This is a genomic window from Chryseobacterium lactis (assembly GCF_003815875.1).
Lineage (GTDB): Bacteria > Bacteroidota > Bacteroidia > Flavobacteriales > Weeksellaceae > Chryseobacterium > Chryseobacterium lactis.
The window spans coordinates 3,227,397-3,240,760 of record NZ_CP033924.1 but is presented as its reverse complement, the minus strand read 5'-3'; the positions used below and the strand labels follow the sequence as shown (position 1 = coordinate 3,240,760).

The window sequence follows — 13,364 nt, the reverse complement described above, 5'->3', positions numbered from 1 at the left end:
TAAATAATTTCCGACAAGAAAAAGCCGTTCAATGATAAAGACGGCTCTATTGATTTTTTGTATTGTTATAGCTTACTTTCTGATTGTTTTAGTACTATTACTTCCATCCTTATAAAGGATTTTTACAAAATATATTCCGGATGGAAGGCGACTGATGCTCATACTATTTTTCCCAGGATTAATAAACGTCATAATCTGAAGTCCTTGGGGCGTAATGACATCTATTCTGCTTATTTTATTATAATAGCTTTCCGGTGCAAGATTCATCATATGTTCAGAGACAATCACTGAAAGATCATTTTCTTGATGGGCGAGATTTGATGTTTTACAACTTTGACCTTCACTGCAATCGCTTACTATTTTCCAGACAGCATTACTTCCCGGCGTATCTCCCGGATTTGCATACCATTTATTTTCCCATATTTTACAAGCATGGAAAACCTTTGCTCCTGCTGTAGAATAAGTTTTTACCGGATTATATTCCTGTGCTCCACAATATGTCACCGGACCGCTCGATTCACAACCAGGCCCCTCCGTACATATGCTTACTTCCTCCCATACCATATTGATTCCGGGAAGTTCTCCAGGATTTGCATACCATTTGTTTTTCCAGATTTTACAGGAGTAGAAAACTTTCGCTCCGACTGTAGGATATGCATTAGCTGCGATATATTGCTCTGCTCCACAATAGGTTTGACCGTTCCCTGGTGTAATTTTCTTAGTTCTGATTTTTAATTCATTACTCATATCAGAAATCTGATCGTTCATTGCAGTGGATCTTACGGTATAACGGTATTCCGTATCTTGTGCCAATCCGGTTCTTAAAAAGGTTGTTTGTACTGTTTCTCCTACTTTAATCCCATTTTCAAAGACCTGGTAGTTTTTGATCCCCTGCGAATGGGTCGAAGCCATCCACATTAGTGAAACTGAATTTTCAGTAACTTCCATTGAGTGAAGATTTGAAGGCAGTGTAGGTCTTTCAGGGATGCCCTCGCTATTTGTTTTTACGCTAAGAAGTGCGCTTTTCGCTGAAGTTAGTCCCGAAGAACCTTTCGCCTGTATTTCGTAAGTATACGTTGTATTAGCAGCTAAGCCGGTATCTTCAAACATAGCTATATTCACCTGCTGGATGTTTTGTCCGTTGCGGAAAACAGTATATGAAACAGCATCTAACTGTGGTGTCCAACCTATTTTAGCAGAAGAACCGGTTACTCCCAGCTGAGTTAATCCTGAAGGAGTGGCCGGAGGTGTAGAAACTGTTCCGGAGGTTACATTAACATCAATGACATTATAAAATGCATTGGTTGTATCTGCTACATCCCAAACCGCTAAAATAATATGATAACCAGCACGGTTTGAAGGAACAGTAATCTGATGAGAAACATTATCCTGCGGTGGTGTTCCGTTATGAGCAACTGTCCCAATAAGTTCAAGATCCTGACGGGTAAGCGGCTTATTAGGATCCCAACCCTGTTTGGTCATATAATAATGCCATTTGGCTGTTGCATGATAAGCCAGGTATTTCCAGATAAAGGCATTGACACCAGTACTGATATTGGTTTTCTTCCATCGGTCAGCAGTTTGAATATCGAGTGTAGTATCGCCTCCTATACTTCCATTAGCGGAAGCAATCTTCCCATCTGCCGGACCCAATGCAGGAAAACCTTTTGGAGCTTCCAGAGATCCGGGTTCATTAATGATAGACCCATATATTCCGAATGCGGCGGAATAACCCAGTGCAGCCTTATCCAGGCTTCCCTGATATCCTCTTGAGGCAGGGCTCAATACATATCCATGTGCAGATAAGTGAATTAAAGAAGGTACCAGTATGGCCAGCATCAGCAATACCGGAAAAAAAATTTTACGTGTAATCATATTTAAATATTTGGTGTCGATTTGATTTTCAATTTTTATTCAAAACTGAGTTTTTAAACTAATGCATTCTCAATAGTAAAAGAAATACAAAATATATTAGTTTAAATTTACGAAAACAGTTTAAATTATAAAGTTTATAATAAAAATTAATTAAAACAACACAAACAAGTTAATATTATAAATTATGAAGCAAAATATTAATTCATAATATATTATATTTAAATATAATTATAGAATATTATTCAAGTTAAAAATAACAAAATTTATCACACAATGTAGAAATATTGTGAATTTAAGGCAAGATAGAATAGCTGGCAGAGAAAAAAATCTATGCTTAGAATTATTAAAGCATGGGAGTAATATCTATTTCCCCAATACAAATACCGCCGGAATTTTATGAAGTTCCGGTTTTTGTTTTTGCCAGTCTTTTATCGTTTGGGTCTTGATAAATTCATGCTCCGGATCATTGATATTAGCAGCAATACACAATTTTGTGTTGGGTGATAAGAACTTACATAAATCTTCAAAAAGCGGATTGTTTCTATAAGGCGTTTCCATAAAAATCTGAGAATAGCCGGTCTTTTGAACCAATCCTTCCAAATGCTGGATTTGTTTTTTCTTTTCTCCTTTATCGATCGGAAGGTAGCCATGGAAAGTAAACTCCTGTCCATTAAATCCACTCGAGATCAGTGCTAAAATGATGGATGAAGGTCCTGAAATGGGAATTACCCTGATATTTTTTTCATGGCACCATTTTACCATCAGATTTCCCGGATCTGCAATACAAGGTAAGCCGGCTTCTGAAAGCAATCCGAAATCCTGCCCTTTCAGCATTAATTCCTGGGCTTCTTTGATATCAGTATTTTCGGTGTATTTGTCTAATAAAAAGAGTTTCAAATCTGCCTGCTTCTTTTCAGGAGCAAAAAATTTCACCACCTTTCTTGCTGTCTTTTCATTTTCTACAAAGAAATAATCCGTTTGCATGATATAATCTTTCAAGATTGGAGAAAAATGAGTAACTGGCGTGTTTTCTGATAGATAAGCTGGAAGTAAAAAAAGCATAGAAAAATTAATTAAAAATTATGAATTAAAAATTACAAATGGGATGGATTAAGCTGAGCTGCTATTCGGTCACAGCCTTTATCCAACAACTGGAAAACATCTTCGAAATCCTTCATATCACCCCAATATGGATCCGGAACCTCAGCATTGGTTTGATCACCTAAAACCTCCAGGAATAAAGAAACTTTCTGGCGTTCTTCTTCATTTTTAGTTTTGGAAACCACATCTTCAAATACATCGATATCCATACAGTAGACTTTATCAAAAGTCTTAAAATCGTTTCGTGTAATAGGTCTTGATTTCTGTTTAGAAATATCAATATGATGATTTGCGGCAGTTCTGACAGCCCTTTTATCAGGATGTTCTCCTTCATGCAAAGAAATCGTTCCCGCAGAATCTACAGAAAAGCTTTCGGGAAGTTTTGTTTTCATAATCCCTTCAGCTAAAGGACTTCTGCATATATTTCCTAAGCAGACCATTAAAATTTTCATGATTGTACAATTGAAATATTAAAAAGGTTATTGATTTTCGACAGGACAAAACTAAATAAAAAATGAAGAATATACCTATTCTTCATTTCATATTATTGTAACATCCGGAATCTTATTGCTTGATTCTTTCTGTAAGATCTTTTACGTATTTCTTGATTTCTTTATCAATTTTTGAAACATCTTTGATGGTATCACAAGCGTACATTACTGTTGAGTGATCTTTTCCTCCCATTTCTTCACCAATCTTAGTAAACGTAGAATTGGTAAATTCTTTTGAGAAGTACATGGCAAGTTGTCTTGGCAAAGCAATCTCTCTCTTTCTTGTTTTTGATAAAAGCTGTTCTTTTTTGATTCCAAAATAATCGCAAACCACTTCCTGAATATAAGGAATATTGATGATTTTTTTCTGGTTTGCTGCAATTCTGTTAATGGTTTCCTTTAACAATTCAAGACTCAGATCTCTCTTATATACAGTAGAATATGCAATAACTGAGTTGATAACTCCGATCAATTCTCTTACATTCGTTTTAGTTTCCACCGCAAGGAAATCCAGCATATCTCCTGGAAGAACTATTCCGTCTCTGCTTAGTTTATCTTCAATAATCTGTCTTCTTGTAGATAAGTCAGGAGATTTTATTTCCGCAGAAAGTCCCCATTTGAAACGGGATACAATCCTGTCCTGAATATCCATAATATCTGCAGGAGCCTTATCTGAAGTAAGGATAATCTGCTTTCCGTTTTGATGCAAATGATCAAAAATATGGAAGAAGCTATCCTGTGTTGCAGATTTTCCTGATAAAAACTGAATATCATCGATAATCAATACATCCACCATCTGGTAGAAATTCGCAAACTCAGTTTGCTTATGTGCTTTTGCAGCAGAGATAAACTGCTGAATAAACTTTTCTGAAGATAGGTAAAGAACTACTTTATCCGGAAATTGATTTTTCACTTCAAGACCAACTGCCTGACCTAAGTGGGTTTTTCCGACTCCATAACCTCCATATAAAAATAACGGGTTAAATGCAGTAGCTCCGGGTCTTTTAGCAATAGATCTGGCAACAGTAGCTGCAAATTTATTGCTTTCTCCTTCCACATAACTATCAAAAGAGTAGTCAGGTTTCAGGTTAGAATCTATATTTACTTTTCTTATTCCAGGAACCACAAAAGGGTTAACGATATTAGCAGAGAATCCTTGAGGCATTGTTTCCTGTGTTTTTGGAGTGGGGACACTTTGTCCCTTCATATTCATGGTAACCGGTTTTTCTTCACCTTTGGGTCTGTTTTCCATTACGGAATACCATAATTTAACTCCTTTTCCAACATTTTTCTTCAGGGCAGCAGAAAGTAAGGACAAGTAGTTATCCTCTATATATTCCTTGTAAAAATCACTCGGTACGATCAATGTAAGGTTGTTGGCTACCAGTGAAAGCGGCTGCACCTTATCAAATAGCATATCGAAAGATTTCTCAAGCTTTTTTAGATCAGAATTATCTTCAGCTGCGTTGAGATTATCACGCATAAACTGAAGGCACTTCTGCCATATCATCATTAAATTGTCATCCATTTTTATGCCCCGATTATTCTTTGTTTGTACTGTTTTTAGAAGGAAGACAAAGGTCTAATTTTTTCTTTTCAAAAAAAAATATTGCGGGTATTGATTATTTAAAAATATATTTGTATGTATAATTTAACATCTAAAATGATACATACAACACACTCAATACGAGTACGTTACGCAGAAACAGACCCTATGAAATATGTATACTACGGAAACTATGCCGAGTACTTCGAAGTTGGAAGAGTTGAACTCTTCAGAAGTATAGGAATTTCATACGATGAAATTGAAAACCAAGGAATTTGGCTGCCTGTTTCCGACTATAAAATCAAGTATTTACGCCCTGCTTTATATGATCAAAAATTAGAAATCCATACCTATGTTAAAAAAATTCCCGGTGTAAGAATTGAATTTGAGTATGAAATTTACAATGAAGAGCATATCAAAATTACAGAAGCTTCCACTACCCTTTTCTTCCTGGACGCTAAAACCAATAAAGTCATTAAATGTCCGGATTTTCTAATGAAGTTTATTAAAGAAAATTGGAAAGAGGTCACCGATGACAAGTAACAGCTGCTGGCTAGTGGCTAATATATATCACAAAACGATCACTTGAACTTTAAACTTTAATTCGCACCTTTGCCTATTATTATAATAACACCTTATATATTTACGATTTATGAAGATTGCATTTTTGGGGCCTCACGCCAGTTTTACTCAGCTTGCCACCACACAACTTTTTCCGGAGAACGAACTTTTACCACAGGCAAGTATTCTGGATTGCTTTAATGCGGTAGAAAACGGAGAGGCAGCAAAAGCAGTAGTTCCTTTAGAAAATTCTATTGAGGGAACGGTTTCCATGACGTTGGATTATTTATATAAAACTCCGTCGATTAAAATTGAAGCAGAAGCCGTAATGCCTATTGCTCACCATTTAATGATTCATCCTAAAAATTCTATTGAAGATATAGAAAGGATATATTCTCATCCGCAAGCTTTAGCCCAAAGTTTTCATTTTATAGATACCCATTATAAAGGAATTCCAAAACAGGATTTCTCATCTACGGCAGCGGCAGCAAAATATGTATCGGAAAATCCTGACCTTAAGATTGCGGCAGTTGCCAACCAATTTGCAGCTAATTTATATGGATTAAAAATCATCAACCGAAACATTCAGGATTTTGAACAAAATCATACCCGGTTTATTATTATATCTAAAGAGCATCATCTGTACGAAAACAGCAACCTCGAGGTTTTAGGAGAAAAATCAGGAATACTTGTAAATCTGCCTGAGGATCACCCGGGAGGATTGCATCAGGTATTGTCTGTATTTGCCTGGAGAAAAATGAACCTCAGTAAAATTGAATCGAGAACATTAAAGACAGGCCTCGGTAATTACTTCTTCTTCATTAATGTAGAAGGACCATGGGAAGAAGTTCTGCATGGAAATGCACTTAAGGAACTGGAGTCAATTAAAGCTGACGTTGATTTTCTTGGGAATTACAAAGAGTTCCTGCTTGAGAGTTAAAATTCTTATGTAAAAACAATAAATATTATTATAATAATAGGCATTTTTTCACTTTACTTTAATAGAGAGTGAAAAGATAACAGCATCATACATATTAATATTTTACACCTAATACTTTTTCACAACGATAAAATAAAATATCGCTCTTTACTTTTTTAAAATAAAATAAACCTATCATCTGAAAAATCCACAAGGAATAGTAAAATAGACGTGAATTATAATTCAAATATTTGTGATTAATTATTGTATTTTTATAACAACCTAAAATAAATACAATGAAAAAAACTTTACAATTTACGTTCCTGTTTATATTCATGCTTAAATATGCCCAAGTAGGGATTTTAACAGGTGATCCTCAAGCAACACTGGATATCAATGGAAATACGATGATAAGACAAGTTCCTCAAACTACGAATTTGTCCGGGTATCAATTTCTGTTGCTTAATCAAAACAATTCTGAAGTTTCACAAATTGACCAGGCTAATATTACCTTTTCTGATCCTATCAATCCGTCAGTTTATGCTGCAAAGAAAACAACAGGTATCAGCCTGCTCAATCTAAGCCTTTTCCCTCCCGGGTTTCAATCTATCAATTTCACAACCGTTGAAAAGACGATCGGAAATCCGGATTTATTTTCAAATACAGATAATGCTTATGTTGTGCCTTCCGACGGAATTTATTTCATAGGATATACTTTTCGCTATGGTACGGGATTACAAGCTGCGGTACTTTCGAATAATCCCGGCATTGGAGTAATCCGGACGCGAAATAACACAGCAGAAATAATCGACAACCGGATTTTCAGTGGTGTTAATTTGTCCAGAATATTAAGTTTAACGATCTCGGAATCTACTATAAGTTCAGTATATGCCTTACAGGCAGGAGATAAGATTTCCTTTGGTCTTCTGGGTGGAGGTCTTTTAGATCTTGGACTTCTAGGATCCAGTAGCTCCTCTTTTTATATTTTTAAGATATCGAATTAAAAATAAGCTCTTCAACAACAAAAACTGAATGTAAAAACACTTCATCTATAGTCCAATCAGACTTACAATCACTTACAGTTGCACTGCCTTTATGGCAGTGTTTTTTATGTTTTTGCTACACTCAATAAATTAATAGACAGCTAAATAACATAGTAAAAAATAGCCTTAAATATTTTTCAACATAAAACGACTATAACAAACATAATTTCACCATAATTAATTTTAATTTATTATTAATCAAATAATAACGCAGTTTTAATTAAAAAAAATATTTCAAATAATAGAGACTTAGTGATTTTTTTTATTACATTTGCGATGAACATCAATTTAAAAAATATTAATATGTAATAACATTATGAAGAACAATAAGGCAAAATATAAACGTATGTTTAAATATTTTACATCATAATAATGTTAAAAATAAAAATTTTGCAATACAAAGCATTTTTTTTATTATCTTTAATCTCAGAAACTAATTAAAAATCTTGATCATGAAAACTAAAATCTACAGCCTAATTTTAGCATGCGCAACTTTACCACTATTTTCACAAGTAGGTATTAATACTGCAACACCAACTGCAACACTAGACATTAACGGAACTTTAGTAGTTCGGGACACCCCAATGGCTACAGCATTACCTGGCTACCAGCTTTTAGCAAGCAATATAGGAAGCGCAGAAGTTTTCGCAATGGACCCACAGCTTGTAATAGGCGCCTCCAATACAAACACCTCTGTTTATGTTGCCAAAAAAACCGCTGGTATCAGTCTTTTAAGCCTTGGACTCTTCCCTTCCGGTTTTAGAGCAGTCAATTTCCTTGCAGCCGAAAGAACTCTTGGATCAGCAGCATTATTCAATGACACCGATAATACTTATACGATTCCTTCTACAGGTCTTTATGCAGTAGGATTCAGTTTCCGTTATGGAACAGGGCTACAAGCTTCTATCTTAGCAAATAACCCGGGAATTGGTATCGTAAGAACCAGAGCCGGAGTTGCTACAACGATTGATAGCCGTGCTTTTAGTGGAGCCAACCTGATATTGTTAAGTTTAACAATTTCTGAAAGTTCACTTAGTTCGGTATATTCATTCCAGGCAGGTGACAAAGTTTCATTTGGACTTGTAGGATCTACCGCTCTTGATGTAGGATTACTAGGTTCCAGTGTCGCTTCATTCTCTATTTACAAAGTTTCTAATTAGTAAAAAACATATTGTTAGTTATCTATATCTTTAACCCGTCACTTTTATTGTGATGGGTTAATTTTTTTCAACACTTCAAATTTCTCTATATTTGATAAAAACTAAATAATGAATGAGTTTCTGGCTGTCATATTAATTGTAGTAATCATTATCATTTTCAACAATCTGAATAACAAAATCAGAAAACTTGAAAAAGAGATATCGGATCTCCATTCTAAAATAGGTAGTCCGTCATTACAGAATGATGAAGTGATAAAAGAAACTCCAGATGAGAAAATTCAGCCACAACCTACACCGGTAACGTACAGGGAAGAAGTAAGTCCAAATCATGAAAAGCTTCCGCCACCGCCTCAAAAAGATTGGCTGGGTCCTGTATTTGACTTTTTAAAACAGAATATTCTTACGATCGTTGGAATCTTCACCCTTGTTCTGGGAATAGGTTATTTTGTAAAATATGCCATTGATAAAAACTGGATTGGCGAAACTGCAAGGGCAGGAATAGGCTTTTTCATCGGAGCCACCATTATCCTGATCGGACATTTCCTAAGAAAAAATTACACAACTTTTGCCTCCATTATCACAGGCGGAGGAATCGCTGTTTTGTATTTTACCGCAACAATTGCCTTCCGGGAATACCACCTTTTCACCCAGAATACGGCTTTCCTCATAACTATTCTTATCACCGCCATCTCCATCATTCTCTCCTATTATTATAAAAGTGAAATATTAATTATTTTCTCATTAATAGGTGGCTTCTCAGCACCTTTAATGATCAGTACAGGGCAAAGTAATTATCTTTTCCTTTTTATTTATCTTACTCTTCTTAATATTGGGATGCTAGCTGTAACCTTCTTAAAACACTGGAAAAGCGTTGGATGGACGGCCTATGTATTTACCACTCTTTACCTTCTTTTCTGGACTTCTGAAAAACCGGAACTTCTGAGTATTGTTTTTTATATCATCAGTTATATTATTTTTTACATTTTTGCGCTGTATGATTATATCAAAAAGAATGTACTTTCCACATGGGATATTTTAATGCTTGCTTTAATTAATTTTACAAGTATTATAGGTCTGGTTTATACTTTTGATGAGTTGAAATACGAGCCTGCTACTATTTTCCCGATCGGTTTCGCACTGATTAATACTATACTTTTATTCAGAGAATATAGAAAAAAAAACGCAGGAACTTCATTTTCTGTGTTCGCAGGAATCACCGTCAGCCTTATTACCATCGCTGTTGCCTTACAGTTTAAAACACATTTGATTACCAGCGTTTGGGCAATAGAAGCTACTCTACTTCTCTTTATCTGGAAAAAGACCGGGCATAAAATCTTCAAAACATGCTTTCATATCCTTTTCCCGTTAGTAATTATTGCCCAGATGATTACCTGGACTGAATATTTCAATGCTAAAAACCTCAGCATTATACTCAATCCGGTATTTTTAACAAGTTTAGTTACTGTTTTCTCTGCAATCGTTAATTTATATTTATTAAAAGACGTTCAGAAAGACACCTCAGCAAACGACAATAGCTTTTTTGAAGATCTCATTACGGTTGCCAGCTATGGAATTATTTACACAGCATTGCTCCTGGAAATCATTTACCATATTCAAAACATGCATTGGGCTGCCATTACCAGTGTAGCATTACTTTTCAGCATGTACTATATTTTTATATTATTGCTTTTCCGAAAAGTATTACATATCAACATCGGCTTACAAATAGTATTGATCTACTTGTTTCTATTTCTTTTGATCATAAACGTATCCATCACCACTTCATCAGTTGTGACCAGCATTTTAACAAAAAATTTGGGATCTTCATTCTATCTGCTACACCTGCTTCAGTGGATACCTTTTATATATATAGGATTTAAAATAATTCCTTCTTCAGATTTTCATAAAAACAAAATTTCTTACTGGGCCTTATCCCTGGCATTGATCACCTCTGTAAGTTGTGAACTGCATCACGCCTATGTTCTGACCGCTTCCCGTGATTTCGCTCATTCTTTCGAAATAAAAAAACATTTCAATATTCTTTATTTACCTATTATATGGACTATTCTGGCCAGCATCCTCATTTATACAGGTTTAAAAAAGAATATCCAGGAATATAATAAAATTGGATTTGCTCTGGTTGGTATTATGGTTTTAAAACTTTATGGATATGATGTCTGGCAGATGGACAATATCTCAAGGATCAGTGCCTTTATCGTATTGGGAGTTATATTATTATTAAGCTCATTCACCTTCCAACGACTTAAGAATATCATTAAAAATATGGTTGACAAAAAGGATAAAAATGAAGAACCTACAAGCTTATAATTAAGGCAAAAGCCTATATTTATAGATAAAATGCAAAACATTTTAAGAATACATTTAAATTTTACAAAAAATAACTATATTTATCACGTTTTTAACACCTATATATTCTGATTATGAAAAAATTACTCTACTCTTTTTTAATACTGTCATCTGTAACTTTATTTGCTCAACAAAAGTTTGCAGTGGCTGATAATGTTATCGGAACAGTGAATCTATTCAATTCAAAAAAATCTGTGTTGCAGGTTTCAAAAACATACACCGCAGCTAATCTTCCGGCAAGTCTTAAAAAATACAGCTCTATTTTTACTAAAGGTGTAACTGAATATAAATTTAAAAACGGAGAAAATGTAATGGACAGAATGCCTCTTAATCAAATAAACGTACAATATGGTGTTCCGGAAAATACTCCTGTATTTATTGGAGGATATGAATTTACTGACACCAGCACAATGATATACCCTGAAATCATTAATAAAGGAGAAGTAAAGGATGAAAATGGAAAGAAAACTCTCTATGTAACACTTAAATAATTGAGTCAACATAAAAAAAGGATACTGTAAAAACGGTATCCTTTTTCTTTAATATTTATTTCCCCACTTTTTCTTAAGCTCCTCATGAATTTTCTTTTCTGTAGCATTGCTTCCCGGTTCATACAATTTTGTATCTTTAATTTCTGCGGGCAGAAAATCCTGCTCTACGAAATTACCTTCATAAGAATGGGCATATTTGTATTCTTTGCCATAATCCAGATCCTTCATCAGTTTTGTAGGAGCATTTCTAAGATGGAGCGGCACAGGAAGATTCCCGGTTCTCTTCACAAGCGCCAACGCCTCATTAATTGCCATGTAGGTAGAATTACTCTTAGGAGAGACTGCCAGATATACTGCCGTTTCACTTAAAATAATCCTTGATTCAGGATTCCCGATCACGTTGACCGCCTGAAAACAATTATTGGCAATAACCAATGCATTGGGATTTGCCAAACCGATATCTTCAGCAGCCAGAATCAGCATCCTTCTTGCAATAAATTTGATATCTTCTCCCCCGGCAATCATTCGGGCCAGCCAGTATACAGCTCCGTTAGGATCTCCACCCCGCATTGATTTGATAAAGGCTGAAATAATATCATAATGCTGTTCTCCGTTTTTATCATAGAGTGCCATCGTCTCCTGAAGCACCTCAAGGACATCAGAATTGATAATTTCTTTGGTGCTTGAATTTTTATATTGATTTAAAACCAATTCAACGGAATTAATCAGTTTTCTGGCATCTCCACCCGAATATTGAATAAAGGCTTCCTTTTCCAGGATTGAAAAATCAGTTCCTTCATCCTTGTTATATCTTTCCGAAGCTGTATCAATAAGTTCTTCCAGTTTTTCATAGCTCAATGCTTTTAAAATATAAACCTGACTTCTTGACAACAAGGCAGAAACCACCTCAAAACTTGGATTTTCCGTGGTAGCACCTATCAGAACAATCCAGCCTTTTTCTACGGCATGTAACAAAGAATCCTGCTGAGATTTATTGAAACGGTGGATCTCATCAATAAATAAAATGGGTGATTTCCCGGAAAACAAATTTTGCTTTTTGGCATCGTCAATTACATCACGAACATCTTTTACTCCCGAGGAAACCGCGGAAAGCTTATAAAATTTCCTTCCGGATTTTTCAGAAATAATTTCCGCCAATGTAGTTTTTCCTGTTCCCGGCGGTCCCCACAAAATCAATGAATTGAGGCTATCATTTTCGATCATTTTCCTGATCGTCCCCTTTTCACCGGTCAGATGTTCCTGCCCCAGCACTTCGTCCAGGGTTTTGGGTCTCAGTTTTTCAGCTAATGGAATATTTTGATTCAAAGTAATTCTATTTTTTAAGATAAACGCTTCAGGTTTTCACCACTGAAACTTCTAACAAAATTAAACTAATTTTCATTTTTTTACCCTATTTTTGCATTGTTTTGAAACTTACATTCAATAAAATCATCACATTTCCGTTGGTAATTTTGATAAAATTTTACCAGTGGTTTATTTCGCCCCTACTTCCCAAAAATTGCCGTTACCAACCCACCTGCTCGCATTATATGATCGAAGCATTACAGGTTCATGGTATATTTAAAGGATTCTGGATGGGTTCCCGAAGAATACTGAGGTGCCATCCCTGGGGAGGAAGCGGCTACGATCCCGTTCCACCAAAACACAAAAATCAATAAACAAACTATTAAATCAATAGAAAAATGAGTACTATTTTTTTCAGAATTTACCTTGTAATATTTGCATTGATGACGCAATGCTTTTTTGCTCAACAATATTCTGATGGATTGTCAGACGGTTCACTAAAAGT

12 protein-coding genes are annotated in these 13,364 nt (G+C 35.1%); 7 read left to right on the top strand and 5 right to left on the bottom strand.

The window, feature by feature from the left end; all coding sequences use genetic code 11:
- Nucleotides 1-72: 72 nt before the first annotated feature.
- The 4 genes from EG342_RS14395 to dnaA all read right to left on the bottom strand — a co-directional run bounded on the left by EG342_RS14395 (nucleotide 73) and on the right by dnaA (nucleotide 4,995).
- Entirely contained in the window at nucleotides 73-1,875 is a 1,803-nt protein-coding gene (locus tag EG342_RS14395) for a lytic polysaccharide monooxygenase (RefSeq protein ID WP_103292904.1), read from the bottom strand.
- Nucleotides 1,876-2,238: 363 nt separating this feature from the next.
- Entirely contained in the window at nucleotides 2,239-2,937 is a 699-nt protein-coding gene (locus EG342_RS14390; protein WP_103292905.1) for an SAM-dependent methyltransferase, read from the bottom strand.
- A gap of 32 nt (nucleotides 2,938-2,969) precedes the next feature.
- Nucleotides 2,970-3,428: a low molecular weight protein-tyrosine-phosphatase gene (locus tag EG342_RS14385; RefSeq protein WP_103292906.1), complete on the bottom strand. Its 459-nt coding sequence runs from the start codon at nucleotides 3,426-3,428 to the stop codon at nucleotides 2,970-2,972.
- Nucleotides 3,429-3,540: 112 nt separating this feature from the next.
- Complete coding sequence (dnaA, locus tag EG342_RS14380; protein WP_103292907.1) at nucleotides 3,541-4,995, bottom strand: chromosomal replication initiator protein DnaA; 1,455 nt, start codon at nucleotides 4,993-4,995, stop codon at nucleotides 3,541-3,543.
- A gap of 135 nt (nucleotides 4,996-5,130) precedes the next feature.
- Here dnaA and EG342_RS14375 point away from each other — a divergent pair, with 135 nt between their 5' ends.
- The 6 genes from EG342_RS14375 (at nucleotide 5,131) to EG342_RS14350 (ending at nucleotide 11,554) form a co-directional block, all read left to right on the top strand.
- Nucleotides 5,131-5,556: an acyl-CoA thioesterase gene (locus EG342_RS14375; RefSeq protein WP_103292908.1), complete on the top strand. Its 426-nt coding sequence runs from the start codon at nucleotides 5,131-5,133 to the stop codon at nucleotides 5,554-5,556.
- 109 nt (nucleotides 5,557-5,665) lie between these two features.
- Nucleotides 5,666-6,514 carry a prephenate dehydratase gene (pheA, locus tag EG342_RS14370; protein WP_103292909.1) on the top strand — a complete coding sequence of 283 codons (849 nt, stop codon included), beginning with the start codon at nucleotides 5,666-5,668 and terminating at the stop codon, nucleotides 6,512-6,514.
- A 275-nt stretch (nucleotides 6,515-6,789) separates the two neighbouring features.
- A complete protein-coding gene (locus EG342_RS14365) occupies nucleotides 6,790-7,497 on the top strand; it encodes a hypothetical protein (protein ID WP_103292910.1) in 708 nt (235 codons plus the stop codon).
- A gap of 491 nt (nucleotides 7,498-7,988) precedes the next feature.
- A complete protein-coding gene (locus EG342_RS14360) occupies nucleotides 7,989-8,696 on the top strand; it encodes a hypothetical protein (RefSeq protein ID WP_103292911.1) in 708 nt (235 codons plus the stop codon).
- Nucleotides 8,697-8,804: 108 nt separating this feature from the next.
- Nucleotides 8,805-11,024, top strand: coding sequence for a DUF2339 domain-containing protein (locus EG342_RS14355; protein ID WP_103292912.1), 2,220 nt, complete (start codon nucleotides 8,805-8,807; stop codon nucleotides 11,022-11,024).
- A gap of 113 nt (nucleotides 11,025-11,137) precedes the next feature.
- A complete protein-coding gene (locus EG342_RS14350) occupies nucleotides 11,138-11,554 on the top strand; it encodes a hypothetical protein (RefSeq protein ID WP_103292913.1) in 417 nt (138 codons plus the stop codon).
- A 48-nt stretch (nucleotides 11,555-11,602) separates the two neighbouring features.
- On the opposite strand, the gene EG342_RS14345 is transcribed toward EG342_RS14350, so the two are convergent.
- Nucleotides 11,603-12,880 carry a replication-associated recombination protein A gene (locus tag EG342_RS14345; RefSeq protein ID WP_103292914.1) on the bottom strand — a complete coding sequence of 426 codons (1,278 nt, stop codon included), beginning with the start codon at nucleotides 12,878-12,880 and terminating at the stop codon, nucleotides 11,603-11,605.
- A 101-nt stretch (nucleotides 12,881-12,981) separates the two neighbouring features.
- Between EG342_RS14345 and yidD the strand changes: the two genes are divergently transcribed.
- Nucleotides 12,982-13,233, top strand: a complete 252-nt coding sequence (yidD, locus tag EG342_RS14340) for a membrane protein insertion efficiency factor YidD (protein ID WP_185126914.1) — start codon at nucleotides 12,982-12,984, stop codon at nucleotides 13,231-13,233.
- Nucleotides 13,234-13,364: the final 131 nt, after the last annotated feature.

What these genes read in the sequence shown, in the direction of transcription:
- dnaA (WP_103292907.1), bottom strand. Translation starts at nt 4,995, where the DNA reads ATGGATGACAATTTAATGATGATATGGCAGAAGTGCCTTCAGTTTATG.
- EG342_RS14390 (WP_103292905.1), bottom strand. Translation starts at nt 2,937, where the DNA reads ATGCTTTTTTTACTTCCAGCTTATCTATCAGAAAACACGCCAGTTACT.
- EG342_RS14360 (WP_103292911.1), top strand. Translation starts at nt 7,989, where the DNA reads ATGAAAACTAAAATCTACAGCCTAATTTTAGCATGCGCAACTTTACCA.
- EG342_RS14395 (WP_103292904.1), bottom strand. Translation starts at nt 1,875, where the DNA reads ATGATTACACGTAAAATTTTTTTTCCGGTATTGCTGATGCTGGCCATA.
- EG342_RS14355 (WP_103292912.1), top strand. Translation starts at nt 8,805, where the DNA reads ATGAATGAGTTTCTGGCTGTCATATTAATTGTAGTAATCATTATCATT.
- EG342_RS14350 (WP_103292913.1), top strand. Translation starts at nt 11,138, where the DNA reads ATGAAAAAATTACTCTACTCTTTTTTAATACTGTCATCTGTAACTTTA.
- EG342_RS14365 (WP_103292910.1), top strand. Translation starts at nt 6,790, where the DNA reads ATGAAAAAAACTTTACAATTTACGTTCCTGTTTATATTCATGCTTAAA.
- EG342_RS14385 (WP_103292906.1), bottom strand. Translation starts at nt 3,428, where the DNA reads ATGAAAATTTTAATGGTCTGCTTAGGAAATATATGCAGAAGTCCTTTA.
- pheA (WP_103292909.1), top strand. Translation starts at nt 5,666, where the DNA reads ATGAAGATTGCATTTTTGGGGCCTCACGCCAGTTTTACTCAGCTTGCC.
- EG342_RS14375 (WP_103292908.1), top strand. Translation starts at nt 5,131, where the DNA reads ATGATACATACAACACACTCAATACGAGTACGTTACGCAGAAACAGAC.